Annotated in this window: 14 protein-coding genes and 1 pseudogene; 8 read left to right on the top strand and 7 right to left on the bottom strand. The window is 68.0% G+C overall.

Going from position 1 to position 14660, the window contains the following annotated elements:
* Positions 1-169 precede the first annotated feature (169 nt).
* Both AB0E24_RS41250 and AB0E24_RS41240 read left to right on the top strand, forming a co-directional pair.
* Complete coding sequence (locus AB0E24_RS41250; RefSeq protein ID WP_147965393.1) at positions 170-991, top strand: SDR family NAD(P)-dependent oxidoreductase; 822 nt, start codon at positions 170-172, stop codon at positions 989-991.
* Positions 992-1612: 621 nt separating this feature from the next.
* Positions 1613-3127 (top strand): AAA family ATPase, encoded by a 1515-nt coding sequence (locus tag AB0E24_RS41240; RefSeq protein WP_359384842.1) that lies wholly within the window; start codon positions 1613-1615, stop codon positions 3125-3127.
* 709 nt (positions 3128-3836) lie between these two features.
* On the opposite strand, the gene AB0E24_RS41235 is transcribed toward AB0E24_RS41240, so the two are convergent.
* A complete protein-coding gene (locus AB0E24_RS41235; protein ID WP_079153661.1) occupies positions 3837-4865 on the bottom strand; it encodes a ketopantoate reductase family protein in 1029 nt (342 codons plus the stop codon).
* 154 nt (positions 4866-5019) lie between these two features.
* Here AB0E24_RS41235 and AB0E24_RS41230 point away from each other — a divergent pair, with 154 nt between their 5' ends.
* The 3 genes and pseudogenes from AB0E24_RS41230 to AB0E24_RS41225 form a co-directional block, all read left to right on the top strand.
* Entirely contained in the window at positions 5020-5613 is a 594-nt protein-coding gene (locus tag AB0E24_RS41230) for a TetR/AcrR family transcriptional regulator (RefSeq protein WP_232639318.1), read from the top strand.
* Between the two features lie 33 nt (positions 5614-5646).
* The gene (locus AB0E24_RS46100) at positions 5647-5943 is read left to right on the top strand and encodes a Mu transposase domain-containing protein (RefSeq protein ID WP_435865382.1); all 297 of its coding nucleotides are present in this window, start codon (positions 5647-5649) and stop codon (positions 5941-5943) included.
* 1 nt (position 5944) lies between these two features.
* A pseudogene (locus tag AB0E24_RS41225) lies at positions 5945-6214 on the top strand (ATP-binding protein); the annotation flags it as partial.
* A gap of 47 nt (positions 6215-6261) precedes the next feature.
* Here the strand turns inward: AB0E24_RS41225 and AB0E24_RS46095 are convergent.
* The 4 genes from AB0E24_RS46095 to AB0E24_RS41200 all read right to left on the bottom strand — a co-directional run bounded on the left by AB0E24_RS46095 (position 6262) and on the right by AB0E24_RS41200 (position 10014).
* On the bottom strand, positions 6262-6921 hold the full coding sequence (locus tag AB0E24_RS46095) for a DUF1707 SHOCT-like domain-containing protein (RefSeq protein WP_283881019.1): 660 nt from the start codon (positions 6919-6921) through the stop codon (positions 6262-6264).
* 485 nt (positions 6922-7406) lie between these two features.
* Positions 7407-8156: an SDR family oxidoreductase gene (locus AB0E24_RS41210; protein WP_359384839.1), complete on the bottom strand. Its 750-nt coding sequence runs from the start codon at positions 8154-8156 to the stop codon at positions 7407-7409.
* A 421-nt stretch (positions 8157-8577) separates the two neighbouring features.
* A complete protein-coding gene (locus tag AB0E24_RS41205; protein WP_359384837.1) occupies positions 8578-8973 on the bottom strand; it encodes an SDR family NAD(P)-dependent oxidoreductase in 396 nt (131 codons plus the stop codon).
* Between the two features lie 129 nt (positions 8974-9102).
* Positions 9103-10014 carry an SDR family oxidoreductase gene (locus tag AB0E24_RS41200; RefSeq protein ID WP_359384835.1) on the bottom strand — a complete coding sequence of 304 codons (912 nt, stop codon included), beginning with the start codon at positions 10012-10014 and terminating at the stop codon, positions 9103-9105.
* 108 nt (positions 10015-10122) lie between these two features.
* On the opposite strand from AB0E24_RS41200, the gene AB0E24_RS41195 reads away from it, so the two are divergent.
* Positions 10123-10701: a TetR/AcrR family transcriptional regulator gene (locus tag AB0E24_RS41195; RefSeq protein ID WP_359384833.1), complete on the top strand. Its 579-nt coding sequence runs from the start codon at positions 10123-10125 to the stop codon at positions 10699-10701.
* 73 nt (positions 10702-10774) lie between these two features.
* On the opposite strand, the gene AB0E24_RS41190 is transcribed toward AB0E24_RS41195, so the two are convergent.
* Positions 10775-11110, bottom strand: a complete 336-nt coding sequence (locus AB0E24_RS41190; protein ID WP_359384831.1) for a zinc-binding dehydrogenase — start codon at positions 11108-11110, stop codon at positions 10775-10777.
* Positions 11111-11582: 472 nt separating this feature from the next.
* Entirely contained in the window at positions 11583-12071 is a 489-nt protein-coding gene (locus AB0E24_RS41180) for an MmyB family transcriptional regulator (RefSeq protein WP_359384829.1), read from the bottom strand.
* Positions 12072-12891: 820 nt separating this feature from the next.
* Here AB0E24_RS41180 and AB0E24_RS41175 point away from each other — a divergent pair.
* Together AB0E24_RS41175 and AB0E24_RS41170 are read left to right on the top strand one after the other, a co-directional pair.
* On the top strand, positions 12892-13800 hold the full coding sequence (locus tag AB0E24_RS41175) for an endonuclease/exonuclease/phosphatase family protein (protein WP_359384827.1): 909 nt from the start codon (positions 12892-12894) through the stop codon (positions 13798-13800).
* Positions 13801-13846: 46 nt separating this feature from the next.
* Entirely contained in the window at positions 13847-14644 is a 798-nt protein-coding gene (locus tag AB0E24_RS41170) for an endonuclease/exonuclease/phosphatase family protein (protein WP_102935802.1), read from the top strand.
* Positions 14645-14660: the final 16 nt, after the last annotated feature.

The raw sequence follows: 14660 nt of genomic DNA, 5'->3' as shown, positions 1-14660 counted from the left end.
GGAGCGAGTAACTCCCATTCGTGGTCGGTAAGTTCATGACGACGTATCACACCCACCATGATCCATCACGAAGTGATCTTTGAAGACGGACCCTAGTACCACCCTCATGCATTCGCAATGCTAGTTCCCACGGGCAGGGAGCCTGGTCTTGTTCAAAAGGGAGCGCCACATGCTGGTCTGGTTCATCACAGGAGCCTCACGCGGATTCGGACGTGTCTGGGCGGAAGCCGCCCTCAAGCGCGGCGACCGGGTCGCGGCCACCGCGCGCGACGAATCGACGCTCTCCGCACTCGTCGACTCGTACGGCGATGCGATCCTGCCGGTCCGTCTCGATGTGACCGACCGCGACGCCGCCGTCGCTGCCGTCGCCGCCGCCCACGAGCACTTCGGACGTCTCGACGTGGTCGTCAACAACGCCGGCTACGGGCACTTCGGGTTCGTCGAAGAACTCTCCGAGGCGGAGGTCCGCGCGCAGATGGAGACGAACTTCTTCGGCGCACTCTGGGTGACGCAGGCGGCTCTTCCCTTCTTGCGCCGTCAGGGCTCGGGGCACATCTTGCAGGTCTCCTCGATCGGGGGAGTCACCGCCTACCCGCGCTTGGGCGCCTACCACGCGTCGAAGTGGGCGCTGGAGGGTCTCAGCCAGACCCTGTCGGAGGAAGTCGCATCCTTCGGGATCAAGGTCACGCTCGTCGAGCCGGGCCCGTTCGGCACGGACTGGAGCGGGGCATCCGCGGTCCACTCGGGCAACCTTGACGCTTACGACGATGTGCGTGAGCAGGTGCAGAGGGCCCGCGGCGCCCGTACGACCGCGGTCTCGGCACCGCCCGAGACAACCGCGGAGGCGATCCTGACCCTGGTCGACTCCTCGGAGCCGCCGCTGCGGTTCTTCCTTGGAAGGTCTCCGTTCGCCGCGGCGATCTCCGACTACGGCAAGCGCATGCAGGAGTGGGCTCGATGGCAGACAATCTCGGAGAGCGCCCGCCGCTGATCCCGCTGATTCCGCTGAGCCGCGGAGACCTCGGCAGCCCAGCGGGAGCGGCCGGTGGCGGCGGCAGCGGAATGAGGAGCGGTACGGCGAGTACGTGAGATAGCCCTCGGAGCCGCCGGTGTAGTAGGTCGTCGGGTCGGCAACATGTCGGTGCCCCCGAGAATCTACGTCTCACCCTGGAACTCAACGGCGAGACACGGCAGGACGACTGGGCCAAGAACATGCTCTTCGACGTCGCAACTGGCACCCCACCCGGTACGTGCGCGGGCAGGATGAGTCCGACCAGTAGGGTACGGCGAACCCCATGAACGCGATCATCGCCAAGGAACAGCAAAACGACGTCGATCCAGGTGTCTTCGTGGCTCCGCCCGTCTGATGCCGTGTCCCACTTCGCGTGTTTGAGGGAGCCCTCTGCCCTGCCGCTGAACCGACCACTATGCATGGGGGAGGAGCGGATCAAGGAAGTGATACGGGGCAGGGGGGACATCACGAGCGCCGTCGGGCCGTTCCGCATGGTCTCCTTCGACGGTACGGGCGTGCTGGCGTGCCTTTCCCTGTTTGGTTAGGATAATCCCTAACGGTAAGTGTTAGGGTTAACCTTAACTAGTCGGGAGGGTGGGAATGGAAAGGATCGACAAGCCGGGGCGGCTGTTGGATCGTGATCATGAGTGGCGGCTCCTGGACGACTTCCTCGCTGATCCCGCTTCCGAGCTGCGGCTTGCCATCGTCTCGGGGCGACGGCGGAACGGGAAGTCGTTCCTGCTGGAGGCGCTCACGGAGGCCGTGGGTGGGCTGTATCTGACCGCGGTGCAGGAGGAGGGTCGCGTGCCCGCGCTGCGCCGGTTCACCGAGGCGATCGCCGCGCACGCGGGGGTGCGGCCTGGAGCGATGCGGTTGGACGACTGGAGAGATGTACTCACGGCCGCCCTGGAGGTGGTGAACCGAACGGCGGGGGCGCCACTGATCATCATCGATGAGCTGCCGTATCTGTTGCAGCATTCCCCGGAGATCCCCGGCTTTTTGCAACTGCTCTACGACCAGTCGCAGTCCGGCAGGGCACCCGGCGGCCGGATCGTGCTGTGCGGCTCAGCCATGAGCGTGATGTCCGAGCTGCTGTCCGGCACCAAGCCGCTGCGCGGCCGGGCCGTACTGGACCTGCGCCTTCCGGCCTTCGACTACCGTACCGCCCGCACTCACTGGGGGGTGGCGGACCCGGGCGTGGCTTTGCAGGTAGATGCCGTGCTGGGTGGCGCCCCTGGCTACCGGCCGCTGGCCGCGGGGCCGGCGCCGCAGAGCGAGGCGGAGTTCGGCCCCTGGGTCGAACGCACTCTGCTGGATCCGGGGCGGGCGCTGTACTCGCGGGTGGAGGCCGAGTTCCTCCTGAGGGAGGATCCCCGGATCACCCATCGCACGCTGTACTACGACGTGCTCTCCGCGGTGGCCCAGGGAGCTTCCACCCCTGCGAAGGTCGGTTCGATCCTGGAGCGGTCCCGATCCGCCATGGTCGCCCCCCTGGAGGTGCTCGAATCCACGGGATACATCCGCAAGGAGCAGGACCTCCTCAAGGCACGCCATCCGGTCATCAGCGTGGCGGATCCGGTGATCCGGTTCAATCAGCTGATCACGTTGCCCATGGTGGACCTGGTGGAGCGGCGGCGCGGTGGCCAGGTGTGGCAGTCATCCCGGCCGACCTACCATTCGAAGATCCTCGGCCCGCACTTCGAGGAGACCGTGCGCGAATGGACCCGCTCGTTCGGGATGGACGAGACCGGTCTGTCTCTTGGCGCGGTCGGCACAGCGGAGATCGCTGACCCGGCCGCCCGGACCAAGCACGAGATCGATGTGCTGGCCATGGTCCCCGGCGAGCGCGTGCGGAGCCCCCGAGCGGCGATCGCCCTGATCGGCGAGGCCAAGGCCACCATCCAGCCTCGCGGACTGAAGGACCTTGACCGCCTGGAACACATCCGGACCCTTCTGGCCGCACAGGGGCACCGACCCGACGACGCGGTCCTCGCACTCTTCTCGCTGCATGGCTTCCACCAGGACGCCATTGACGCCGCCGCGCGCCGGAGCGACGTCCTTCTCGTTGACATCGGTGCCTTGTACGGGGACAGGCCGGTCCGCGGACTACGATGACACGTGTGGGACGGCATGCACAGCCTTGTGAGTGCACATGAGCACGGCGTCGTCGCGCAGCTGCTGCCGCAGGCTCAGCAGGCGTGGGCGTGGGGCTCTGTGCCTCGCTCCGAACCGAGGCACCCTTCGCCGTGGTCGACGCCGGGCGGGGGTGGCTCTTATGGACACCTGCCGCGGCTGCGGCGGGTAGTACTTCCTGGACCCGGCCGACGCCATCCGTGGTTGAAGATCACCAGCCGATCCGGTTCGCCGCGCTGGCTGGGGGACCACCGTTGCCGGGATGCCGCTGTACGCCAGTGCGGGCGGCGACGCCCCGAAGGCACGCACCTCGGCTGGCGGGTCCGGGCCCTGCGAGTCCACGACGTGCACGGCTTTGATGCCGCGCAAGGTCGGCTCCCACAGCGAAGGGTCGGTCCAGTCGAAGCGGACCGGTCTCGGCGGGACACCACGGCGGGGTCATGCCGCGTCGGCGGAGCGCGGCGGCGACGTGGCTGCCGGTCTAGCCGGTGCTGCCCAGGATGAGAACACGGGAGATGCCGGCGGTCATGCACCCCAGTACACGGCACGGGAGCCCGACGATCGATGGGTGATCATCTCGTTCAGATGTCCGAACGTCTCGTCCCGAAGGAGACCGACGGTGCTTCCAGTCCCGCGGTGACTGTCGGCCACCGGATCTGTCGCCTGGCCCGTCTCCCGGGCCGGCTGATCGTCAGGCATTTCGCCGGTGAAATGCCGTCGCTGCGGCAACAAGTTGGCGCAGCGACGGCATGTGCTTGCCCTGGCGCTCTCCGGCTGCCACATAGTCCCGCAGCAGCTTCAGATCCTGCCTTGCGACCTTCGCGCCATGGTGGAACGCGTTGAACCCGTTCCAGTCCAGTGGCAGGGATTCCTTCTCGAAGGTGACCAGCATCCGCGTCAGATTCTCACCGCTGACCGCTTCCGTGCGGCTGTCCCCATGGACGGAGACGACCTCCCGGACCGCGTCGACCGCAAGCCTCCAGGTTTCTTCGTGGTCGGTCAGCCGCGCCGCGGGCGGCCATCCCATCAAGTGGCACGCCTGGAAGACCGGGAAGAGGCCGGCCACCTGGGCCGGGAAGTGGTCGTGGTCGACGACGTCACAACGCGACACGCCGCAGCCGTCGTACAGCGCCTTGAAGCGAGCCGCTACGCCCGGGAACCTGTCTTCGACCATGAAACCGCCTGCGGACAGGGTGCGGTAAGCCATGTCGGCCTGGGCCAGGACGTGAGGATCGGTGGGCGGATGGACGGGCAGGTCGGTGGAGGCCACCTGGTGGGCCAGCAGGCCCAGCCATCCACTGATGACGCGCTCCTCGCCGATATCGAGGGCGTCCAGACAGTGCAGGCGCAGGTCGAGGCCGATGCCGCCGATGATGACGACGGCCGCGGTGTCGCGGATGGCGTCACCGAGGTCGTTCAGCAGAGCCGTGCCCTCCGCGGAGCGTGAGGACGCGCCGTCGAGAGTGACGATGACGTAGTCGTAGGCCCGATCGCCGGTGTTGCCGACATCCGAGAGGACCCGGTAGCCGGAGAACCGCTTCAGGCTTGCGTCGTCGTAGGAGTACAGCACCTGCGGGCGCGCCAGATTCTCCGCGCGCTGAGGGCGCACCAGGAACGTCACCTCTGCGCCGGCCAGATGCAGGTGGTAGCCGGAAGTGAGGCCCATGGCTCCGGCTCCGACGATCAGAACGTCGGGCGTCGACGATGGGTTCTGTGGCATGAGCGATCTCCTTCTACGGGAAGTGCCTGCGGGCGGCTGCGGTTGATGAGCAGCCGGTACTCGCCGCCCGAGACTACATGACCGATTCGGTCAGACCTCTATCGATCCGGTCAGTCAGTGTCTGGGCTGCTCAGTGGCGGGGTAGGGTGGCCGCATGGGAATCCGCCCCTCCAAAGAGGAGATCGACGCAGCGGTCCTCGATGTCGCCGCAGGACTGTTGGCCCGCCGCGGCGTTAAGGGCACCTCGATCCAGGCCGTCGCCGACGCCACGGGCTACTCCAAGGCCGGGATCCTCAACCGCTTCACGAGTAAGGGCACACTGATCGGCAAGTCGGTCGAGCAGTGCCGGAGTCAGACCCGCGACGTCCTGCGCTCCGTGAGCGACCTGCCCGGCGGGCCGGCACGCGACGCGGCTTCCCTTGTCGCGTTGACCGATCTCGCGCTGCGCCGACCGGGCTACATCAGCCTTGTATCCGCCTTCGCGACCCCCCTGGAGGAGCCGCACCTTCAGCGTGAAGTCGAACTTCTCGGCAGCGACATCTGCCGTATGTTCTGCCTGCCCGAGCCCGGGCAGGGGAGCCTCGAACGCCGGTGTCGTGTGATCGGAGCGCTCGGCGCTCTCTGCACACTCGCCGTAGCCGGACCGGATGACGCCGCTGTGCCCGCCTCCCCGGAGACGCGGCCACACATCCTCGCGACGGCATGGAGCACTCTCGGACACGGGATGGCTCTGAGCGACGCCCGGTAAGTTGAGTGTGACCGACCCCGGTGTACGGACATCTTGACCGGGAGAAGACTGAGCCCCGGCAGCAGAAGAAGGCAACCGCCACCAAGCTCAGTTGGCTACCGGCGGGTCCCTGAGGTCGGCCACCTGCTGCCCTTGCCGGACGACCCGTTCACCACCGGAATCACGCTGACGCCCCGTGTCGACCGCTACGGCTTGATCACTGTGAAGATGTGCCGGTACTCGGTCCCGGTCCGCTTCATCGACCGCAAGGTCACCGTCACGCTCACCTGCGACGAGCTGATCGTCTATGACGCGTCGGCTGATTGCGCTGGGGTATCACAGCGGCCATAGCCTTCTCGAAATCGACGAACTGGGCCACCTCGAACTGGACCGCCGCGGCGTTGAGATGCTCTTCCACGTTCTCAATGAGCGTGGGGAGAAGAACAGCATCGCGGTCGCATCCAACGAGGCTTTCACAGGCTGGAGCCGCACCTTCATCGACCCGCGACCCTGCGCGGCGATCGTGGACCGGCTCACCTTCAACGCCACCTTGATCGAGACCGGAAGCGAGTCCTACAGGCTCGCCCGTAGCAAAGCCAACCGGACCAAGCGGTCGAGCTGACCATGCCCACTTCGGCGGCGGCCGCACCCGCAACACCCGAGCATCGCTCAGCCTGAGGACCTGGGTCTGCGCAGCAGCCACTGCCCGAATGTCCGGCGCGGGGGCCGCACCACCACCTTGCCATGAGCTTTCTGACCGACCAGCTCCACGCGCAGCGTGGTCGGTGCGTCCAGGGACGTCCGCGTGTGACGGACTCTGAGTTTGCAGTGGACCAGCATCAGGCCGTCGACATCGACCTCGACGCCCGGCCTCGTGATCAGCGTCAGGCTCTTCCCCGCCATGGCCACGTCGATCCGCAGGACGTCCTGCGTGATCACGGCCTCGGTGAAGTCGAGCGTCACATTGCACCAGGTCACCGCTAGCTCCAGCCGCCGCGGCAGCACCCAGCGGCCGGTCCGCTCGACCGTGCCGCTGAACACCTGCTCGATCCGGACGACGTCCTTGACCTCTGCGGCCTCTGCCGCGGTGCCGTCTGCGGCGGTCGACGCGGCTGGCAGGTCGGCGGTGAGCACCGCCAGTTCGTTCAGAGTCCGCGCCGACAGGGCGGCTTCCAGGCGCTCGTCCAACTCATCGGCGGTCAGAAGGCCGTCCCCGGCCGCGATACGCAGCACATCCACCACCCGGTCCCGGTCCGCATGAGAGGCCCGCAGCCCGGGCGGCGAGCCGGGGTCTGAGCGCTTCCCGGTGGGTGAGGTCTCTCCCGACATGCTTCCGTCCTGGTCCTGTCGAACGTCTCCGCGCGACGCAGGCAGCGGCGGGACCGGACGACATCGGTCCTCCATGACGACCCCCGAGGTCACCTGCGGCGTTGTGGCGTGCTTGCTCATTATCGCGTGCCCACACGCCTTTTGCGCGCAGCTGGCCGAAGATGAACGGCAGTTGAATGACTGCGGCCGGTGTCGGAGCGGCGTGGCACTGTGACGTGTCACGGAGTCAGCACACCAGACGAGGATGCCCCTTGCGCGAGATCGCTTATCTGTCAGAAGGAAAGCTGAGGCGGTTCATACCTGAGCCCTCGCGTCTACCGCGGGCGAAGCTCTTCGTCTGATCACGCCGCTCGGCGGCATCGACCTGGACGCGCCGGCCACGGAGGGGGAGCTCGGGCAGCTGTGGGAGGCGCACCAGCATCTGGAGCTCGTCGCGGAGTGGCACACCGAGCCCGAGCAGCGTCCCGCCCAGTGGGTACACCCTCTTAGCCTCGTGGGCCGCCGTTGATGGTGGCGAGGGCCGCGTCGTACTCGCCACGACGTTCGGCGTAACGCTGGAACTTCACCTGTTCGACAAGGATCTCGTGGGCGTCAGGCCGGGTCTCGAGCAGTCCGATCACGTCGTCGGCGAAGCCGTCGAGCGGGATTGCGCGCGGGTTGCCGCCGGTGTCGCCGAGTCCCGTGCGAACCGCCGGCGGGACGAGTTCGATGACCTGCACCGAGGTGTCGGCCAGCTGTAGGCGGATCGCCTCGGAGAGCGAATGGATGGCGGCCTTGGTCGCGGAGTACGTCGCCGTGCGGGCGAGGGGGACGGAGGCGAGGCCGGAGGAAACGGTGATGATCGTCGAGCCTGGCTGACTCTGCAACTGCCCGATGAAGGCCCCGATGAGGCGGATCGGACCGAGCAGGTTGACGCTCACCGTGTCCTCGGCGGTCTGGAGGAATCCTTCTGGCGTGTGCCAGTCCTCCGGGAGCATCACGCCGGCCATCGTGACGAGGACGTTGAGCTCGGGGTGCTCGGCGATGACCCAGGCAGCCGCGTCCGTAATGCTCTGCGGGTCCGCGGTGTCGATGCGCACGGTGTCGAAGCCCTGTTCGCGCAGCTCGTCGAGGAGTTGGGTGCGGCGTCCGCCGATGATGACGGTGTTGCCGCGGGCCTTGAGGCGCTGAGCGAGGGCGAGCCCGATGCCGCTGGTGGCGCCGGGGATGAAGATGGTGTTGCCGGTGATGTTCATGGTTCTCAGTCCTGGTAGACGGTGAGGAGCTGCTCGAGGCCCATGTGGGTCATGGCCTCGTGGATGTGGCGCTCGGTGAGGTCGACGATCTCCTCGACGCCGAAGCGAGTGAAGTCGACTGAAGTCGACCACGCTGCGGAACGGAGACCGTCCCGCAGGGCAGGGCAGGGTGAGGATGCGGGTGATCTCCTCGGCGACGGTGACCGGGTCGGTGTCGACGCCGGGCTCGAAGAGGCTGTTGGTCGCATCGAGGTCCCGGGCGACGAGCGGGTCGAGGACGGCATGGCCGTGTGCGACCGACTCACCGCTGGCGCGGCTGGTGTTCGGGAAGTGTGCGACGTACCCCTTGTGAACGGTCCCGGCATGACGATAACGGTCTCGATGCCGAGCGGCGCGACCTCGTACCGCGTGGCCTGGGCCATCACATCGAACGCCGCCTCGGAGGCGACGTATGGTCCGAGGAAGGGGGCGCGTCGGTGATCGAAGTGCTGCCGACGTACAGCAGTGTGCCGCGGGCGCGGGCGCGGGCGCGCTGGTGCGGCAGGACCGCACGGTTCACGCGCTGCGCGCTGAGCACGTTGACGTCGAACAGGTGGGCCACGTCGTCCGTAGCGAACGCCTCGACGTAGCCGATGGCGAGGTGCCCGGCATGGTCCACGACGACGTCGAGCTCGCCTGCCTCCGCGAGGACCGTGGCGACTGCCGCCTGGACGGACTTCTCCGACTGAACATCCAGCGCGACCGTGCGAAGGCCGATGCCTTCACCGGCGGCGAGCTGCCGTAGTGCCTGGGCACGCCCAGAGCTCGTATCCCGCATGCTCGCGTGACGGTATGACCGGCTCGGGCGAGCGCGGTGGCGGTCGGATTGCCGATGCCGCTACCGGTGCCGGTGATGAGGGCGATGGACATGTTCCTGTATTTCTTCGAGTGACCTGGCCGTCGAATCTCAGCCGGCGATCGGGGCGAGGGCCGGGTCCCGCTCGAGTGCTTCGATGAGCCCTGGGCCGGACGGGATCCACTGCAAGGCATCGCGGGTGGTCTGGCTCGAGACCGGGTTGTCCATGCTGACGAACGGCGTCAGGAAGCCGAACTGCTGCGTCGCTTCCTCAGCCGCAACGGGGGCAGCGGGGACACCGAGGCGGCGACCGATCGCCTCCGCGATCTCGCGCATCCGAATGCCCTCCTCGGCGACGGCGTGCAGCCGTGCACCTGCGGGTGCGGACTCCAAGGCGAGACGGTAGAGGCGCGCGACATCGCAGGTGTCCGTGGAGCCCCAGCGGTTGGCCCCGTCACCGAGGTAGCCGGCCGTGCCGCTCACGCGAGCGATCCCGATCAGACCCGAGACGAAGCCGTAGCGGCCGTTGCTGTGCACCGCAGGAGGCAGGCGGACGACGGCGGCACGGACATCCTGCTGCGCGAGGGCGATGACAGCGTTCTCCGTGTCGATGCGCGGGCCGCCGGACAGGACGACGTCCTCGGTGAGCACACCGGAGAATCCCGCGAGGGCGATGCCACCGGTCGCGTTCGTGCCGACGAAGGGTTTGCCGCTACCAGCGAGGCCGACACCGATCGCCTGGACTGCGGCGAGGTCCGCCGTGACGGCTCCGGCGAGGTCGCCGGCGCCCTGCGCGGCGTGGTCGAACGCGAGGTGGATGACCCCATCGGCCTCGCGAGCCGCTGCGCTCAGGCCGTCCGTATCGGCGAGGTCACCTCGCCAGACGTCGGCGCCCAAGCCCTGGATCGTGGCTGCCGCGGTGTCCGATCGGGCGAGTCCCGTGACGCAGTGCCCGGCGGAGATGAGCTCGGGGATGACCGCCGAGGCGATGTGCCCGGAGCCTCCGGTGACGAAGACGCGCATGCTGATGCTCCTTCCGGCGCCATCCTGGGTGGCGGGCGCCGCGACTTCAGTTTCTGCAATCAAGGTACAACCGTGATTGCAGAGACTGCAAACGCTACGCTGGGAGGCATGCCGAGATGGGAGCCGAACGCGGTCGGGCGTCTGCACGACGCCGCGATCGAACTGTTCACTGAGCAGGGGTACGACCAGACGACGGTCGCTCAGATCGCCGAGCGCGCGGGGCTGACCGAGCGGACCTTCTTCAACCACTTCGCCAACAAGCGCGACGTGCTGTTCGGGCGCACCTCCGAGCTGCATAAGCAGGTCGTCGCCCGCGAGGTCGCCGCCTGCCCCGCGGGCACCCCGCCGCTCCAGGCCGTCCTGCACGGCCTTCAGGCCGCCGGCGACGAGGTGCTCGAGGAACTCCGGATCCCGGCCGCGCGCCGGCGCGAGATCGTCGACGCCACCCCGGAGCTGCGGGAGCGCGAAGAGGCCAAGCGCGCCGCGCTCACCGCCACAATCGCCGCTGCCCTGCGCGAGCGCGGCCTGGACGGCGACGCCGCGCTGCTGACGGCGGGCATCGGGCTCCTCATCCAGCAGACCGCGGAACAGCGCTGGGTACAGCCGAGCGAGAAGCGCCCGCTCCGCGAACTGCTCGCTGAGGCGCTGTCGTCGCTGCGCACGGTGCTGGGCACCGCTGCCGGCTGAGCACGGTCGGCACTCCCAGCGCCATCTGCGCGCGGCCTCGCCCCGACGATGGATACGACCTGGCCGAGATTGCTCAGTGCCTCACGCGCAGGACGATCTTGCCGCGCGCGTGGCCGGCCTGACCGGCCCGCCCGGCTTCGCGGGCCTTCGCGACTTCCTCGAGATCGAACACCTCGGCCGCCTCGGCCTCGACCGCCCCATTTGCGAGCAGATAGGCGATGGTGGCCAGCCCGGCGCCGTCGGGCTCGACGGGGAACGGGGGCGCGCGGACCTCGGCCGCCTGCGCCGCCTCCGCGACGCGGGGCGGGGCGGGACGCCCCGGGCACGGCGACCAGGAGCCCGCCCGGACGCAGCGCGTCGACTGCTCGCAACGTCGCTGACCGTCGGAACTCTTGCCCCTGCTCGACAAGATCCCCGCGGTTGCCGACGTCGTCGGCCGGCCCAGGCACCGGCCGGACGCGCTGCTTTCCGACCGCGGCTACGACCACGACAAGTACCGGCGACTGTTGTGACAGCGCGGCATCCGCCCGGTCATCGCCGAACGAGGCGTGGAACACGGCTCTGAACTGGGCATCGTCCGTTGGACAGCCGAGCGCACCAGGTGCGCCACGTGGCGCACCTGGTCCGCTCGGTGACGTAGGGAAGACGCCGGCCCGGAGCCGTATGGCCTCACGCGGTGAGCTGGTCGAAAGTTGGCGGCGCAGACGTCAGGCCGTCGCCCGCCACTGCCGCTACCGGCGACGAGTCCTGACACACCATCAGCCAATTGCAGTCCGGACGACGCCTGTGACCAGGCCAGATGATGTAGGAGGTCAAGATCCGGCAGTCGAGGGTGCGGCGGAGATGTTCGAGAACGAGGCATCCCTTCTCGGCGCTTCGGGTCAGGTGGCGGGCGCGTAGATGACGATCCAGTGATCCCGTGCGGTGTTGTGCAGCATTTCGATCTGGAACGTCAGCCATCCTCGTGTCGGATGGCGCAACCGCTTCACACCAGACCGTTCGGTGGCGACCTCGCCGTGGGCCCAATGACGCCGAAAATCGCCGCTCGTGGCGGACAGTTCGGCGACGAGACCGCGGAGGCGCTCATCGTCGGGGTAGCGGCCGATGGCGGAACGGAGCTCTGCCGTCGCCCAGCGGGCGTAGAGGTCGGCGCACTCGTTGCCGAGGACGCGACGCGCCGATGCCGTGAAGCCCTGGTGGACGATGTTGCGCCCGTACCGGCCAGTGGTGGCGGGCTCCCCGAGGAGCTCGGTCGCCGCAGCATTGCGGGCCAGCACATCCAGGCGCCCATCGTGGACGGTGACAGGGACGGAGTCCCCGAGACCCTGTAGCAGGCGATCAAGCGCCGGTCGGATCTCGCTGCCTGGCAAGGCAGGTTCGGGCGGCAACTCGCCCGCAAGCCGGAACAGGTGACCTTCCTGGACGCTGGCCTCGCGGCCGGGGTGGCTGGGAGGCGAGTCCGACGACTTGGCTCCTTGGGCAGACGACTCAATGGGGCGGGGCAGGGCACGGGCGCGGCCGACCGGATGGACTGGAGTGGCTCCGGTTGTTGATGAGTTTGCCGGGGCGTCCTGATCCAGGGTCGGGTGTTGTAAGGGGTGGTCCGCCCGGCGCTCGGTATCCGGGTCTGCTGCCCGCCAAGAGCTGCCGGCGTATGTGCGGCGAGCGATTGTGCGGTGGGCGATACGCCGCTTGTGACTGCGGCTGCCGGGCGGCAAGGAATCTGCCGAGGCGGTCGGGGGCGCAATGGGGCCGTGTGTTCTTCAGTGCCTTGAGGGTGGGCTGCGCAAGTGGGCCTCTGCCGGTTGCGCAGCCGTGAGTCGCGTTGAAGAGCTCGCACAGCGATGAAACCGGGCTTGAGGCCGGCGGTCGTCTGTGAGGGCGGGTCGGGCCCGTGTCCGGGACAGCGGAAGAGATCGCAGGCCGCTCACCTGGACGTGTCCGGGACGTGTCCGGGACATGGCTCTGACCTGGAAGAGCGGGCAGCCGCTCATCAAGACTGAGTAACGGCTGGCCGGCCGCGGTGACCCGATGTCATTCACGGCACGGTCGGCGGCCTGTGTCACCGGCGGATGCGAGGTTTGGTGTGGGTTTCTCCACACCTGGGTGGCACGTAGCCGTTTCATCATCCACAGGGCGAGAACGACCCGAATCGGAAGGAGAATCCCTATGCAGCTCAGATGGATTCGTGTGGCAGGCGTGGTGGCGGGTGAACTTCCCTCCGCCGTGCCTGCGAAGCGGAATCGGAGGCGGGCGAGCGCCATCGTGCTGGGCCTGGCGGCCGCGGTCTTGGCCTCTACGGGCCCGGCGGGCGCGGCTCCCGGCCCGGTGAATGCGGCCCCGGTGCCGGCCAACGCGGCGTCCGGCCCGGTGAGCAGCACCCGTGCCCCGGTGGTGAACCGGGTCATGTCCTGGAACCTGCACGCAGGTGGTGAGGACGTGTCGGCGCAGGCCCGTGAGGTGGCCCGCCTGCGGCCGCAGGTGATCGGGTTCCAGGAGGCGTGCCGGGCGGACGTCAAGGAGATCCAGAGCCAGCTCAAGCGCATGGGGCTGACGTACTACGTGGCCTACGGGACGGTCAGGGGGGACCGCTGGAACTGTGGCTTGTGGGGCGGGAACGCTTTCGGCCAGGCGGTCCTGTCGGCGACTCCGATCGCCGAGCGCGGCAACCAGCTGTACAGCCAGGGCGGCACAGAAGAGCGCGGCTACATGTGGGTGCGCACCACGGTGAACGGCAAAGCGACCTGGGTGTACAACACGCACTTGGCCCAGGCCGGACAACGCACGGAGCGGGCCCGGCAGGTGGCTGAGCTGACCCGGGCGACTCGCAGCCGGGCACGGGCGGTCATCCTCGGGGATTTCAACGCCGAGCCCCAGTATGCAGAACTCGGTGGGATGTGGTCGAGCCGCTTCCGGGACGCCGACCCCGATTGCGGGCGGGCGGAGAACTACCCGGCCTGCGCGCCCACGGCGGATGCCAATCCTCGTCGGAAGAAGTTCGACTACATCTGGCTGCGCGGGATCACGGCGCCCGGTGGCAACACCGTCGTCGGTTCGCCGCATTCCGATCACGACATGGTGTACGCGGGCCTGCGTTAGGCGGTGCTCCTGTGCATCCGACAATGAAGAGAACGGGGGTAGGGACATGAAGATCTCACGCCGGTGGGCCATCACAGCGGCTGCCGCCGCCATCGCCTGTTCGCCGGTGCTGTCCACGTCTGCGGTGGCTTCTTCCGAAGCGTCCGGCGGGGCATCGGCCACAGCACAAGCAGCATCGCTGAGGGTGATGACATGGAACATCAACAGCGAGAAAGTCCAGAATTTCTGGGGCTGGGTGAACGTGATCGCCAACCAGAAGCCCGACGTCGTCTCCCTCCAGGAGGCATGCACCAACGACGCCCCCGTCCTGGCCAGATGGCTCAAAGGCCGAGGGCTCGACTACCACGTGGAGATACGCCCGACCAACATCCACTGGGCCTGCGGCTTTGGCTCACAGGGCCAGGTCATCCTGTCCAAGCAGAAGCCGCGCTCGGTGGTGAAACGGGACTACCGGACCTCCGACAGCCAAAGGCGCGGATACCTTGCCGAGACGATCGACATCGGCCCACGGCCCGTCCGTATCGTCAACACCCACGCCTACAACAACACCGGAGGCTGGGAAAAGCCGACGGACAACGTCAACCAGCTCGCCGGCTGGGCGGCATCAGGCGCGGAGACCGCACAGATCATCATGGGCGACCTCAACGCCACCCCCCGTCAGGTGACACCGCTGTACCGGGCGGGTCTGAAGGACGCGGACCCGACTCACCGCACAACCAAGGGCACCGTCAAGCTCGACTACATCCTGTACCGGGGCGCACCGGCGTTGCAGAGCCCTGCTCAGGTCATCAAAAGCCCGTCCTCGGATCACAGCATGGTGATCACCAACTTCCAGATCAGCTAGCGGCAGCCCCCGCGCA

Source organism: Streptomyces malaysiensis subsp. malaysiensis (assembly GCF_040653035.1).
In the GTDB taxonomy this organism is placed as follows: domain Bacteria; phylum Actinomycetota; class Actinomycetes; order Streptomycetales; family Streptomycetaceae; genus Streptomyces; species Streptomyces malaysiensis.
Note: the sequence above shows the minus strand (reverse complement) of the source record. Positions and strands in the feature narration are given on the sequence as shown.

Bases quoted from the DNA above. Each gene is read 5' to 3' on its own strand.
- AB0E24_RS41235 (WP_079153661.1), bottom strand. From the start codon at position 4,865: ATGCCACAGAACCCATCGTCGACGCCCGACGTTCTGATCGTCGGAGCC.
- AB0E24_RS41250 (WP_147965393.1), top strand. From the start codon at position 170: ATGCTGGTCTGGTTCATCACAGGAGCCTCACGCGGATTCGGACGTGTC.
- AB0E24_RS41230 (WP_232639318.1), top strand. From the start codon at position 5,020: ATGGGAATCCGCCCCTCCAAAGAGGAGATCGACGCAGCGGTCCTCGAT.
- AB0E24_RS41205 (WP_359384837.1), bottom strand. From the start codon at position 8,973: ATGCGGGATACGAGCTCTGGGCGTGCCCAGGCACTACGGCAGCTCGCC.
- AB0E24_RS41240 (WP_359384842.1), top strand. From the start codon at position 1,613: ATGGAAAGGATCGACAAGCCGGGGCGGCTGTTGGATCGTGATCATGAG.
- AB0E24_RS46095 (WP_283881019.1), bottom strand. From the start codon at position 6,921: ATGTCGGGAGAGACCTCACCCACCGGGAAGCGCTCAGACCCCGGCTCG.
- AB0E24_RS41200 (WP_359384835.1), bottom strand. From the start codon at position 10,014: ATGCGCGTCTTCGTCACCGGAGGCTCCGGGCACATCGCCTCGGCGGTC.
- AB0E24_RS41210 (WP_359384839.1), bottom strand. From the start codon at position 8,156: ATGAACATCACCGGCAACACCATCTTCATCCCCGGCGCCACCAGCGGC.
- AB0E24_RS41170 (WP_102935802.1), top strand. From the start codon at position 13,847: ATGAAGATCTCACGCCGGTGGGCCATCACAGCGGCTGCCGCCGCCATC.
- AB0E24_RS41195 (WP_359384833.1), top strand. From the start codon at position 10,123: ATGCCGAGATGGGAGCCGAACGCGGTCGGGCGTCTGCACGACGCCGCG.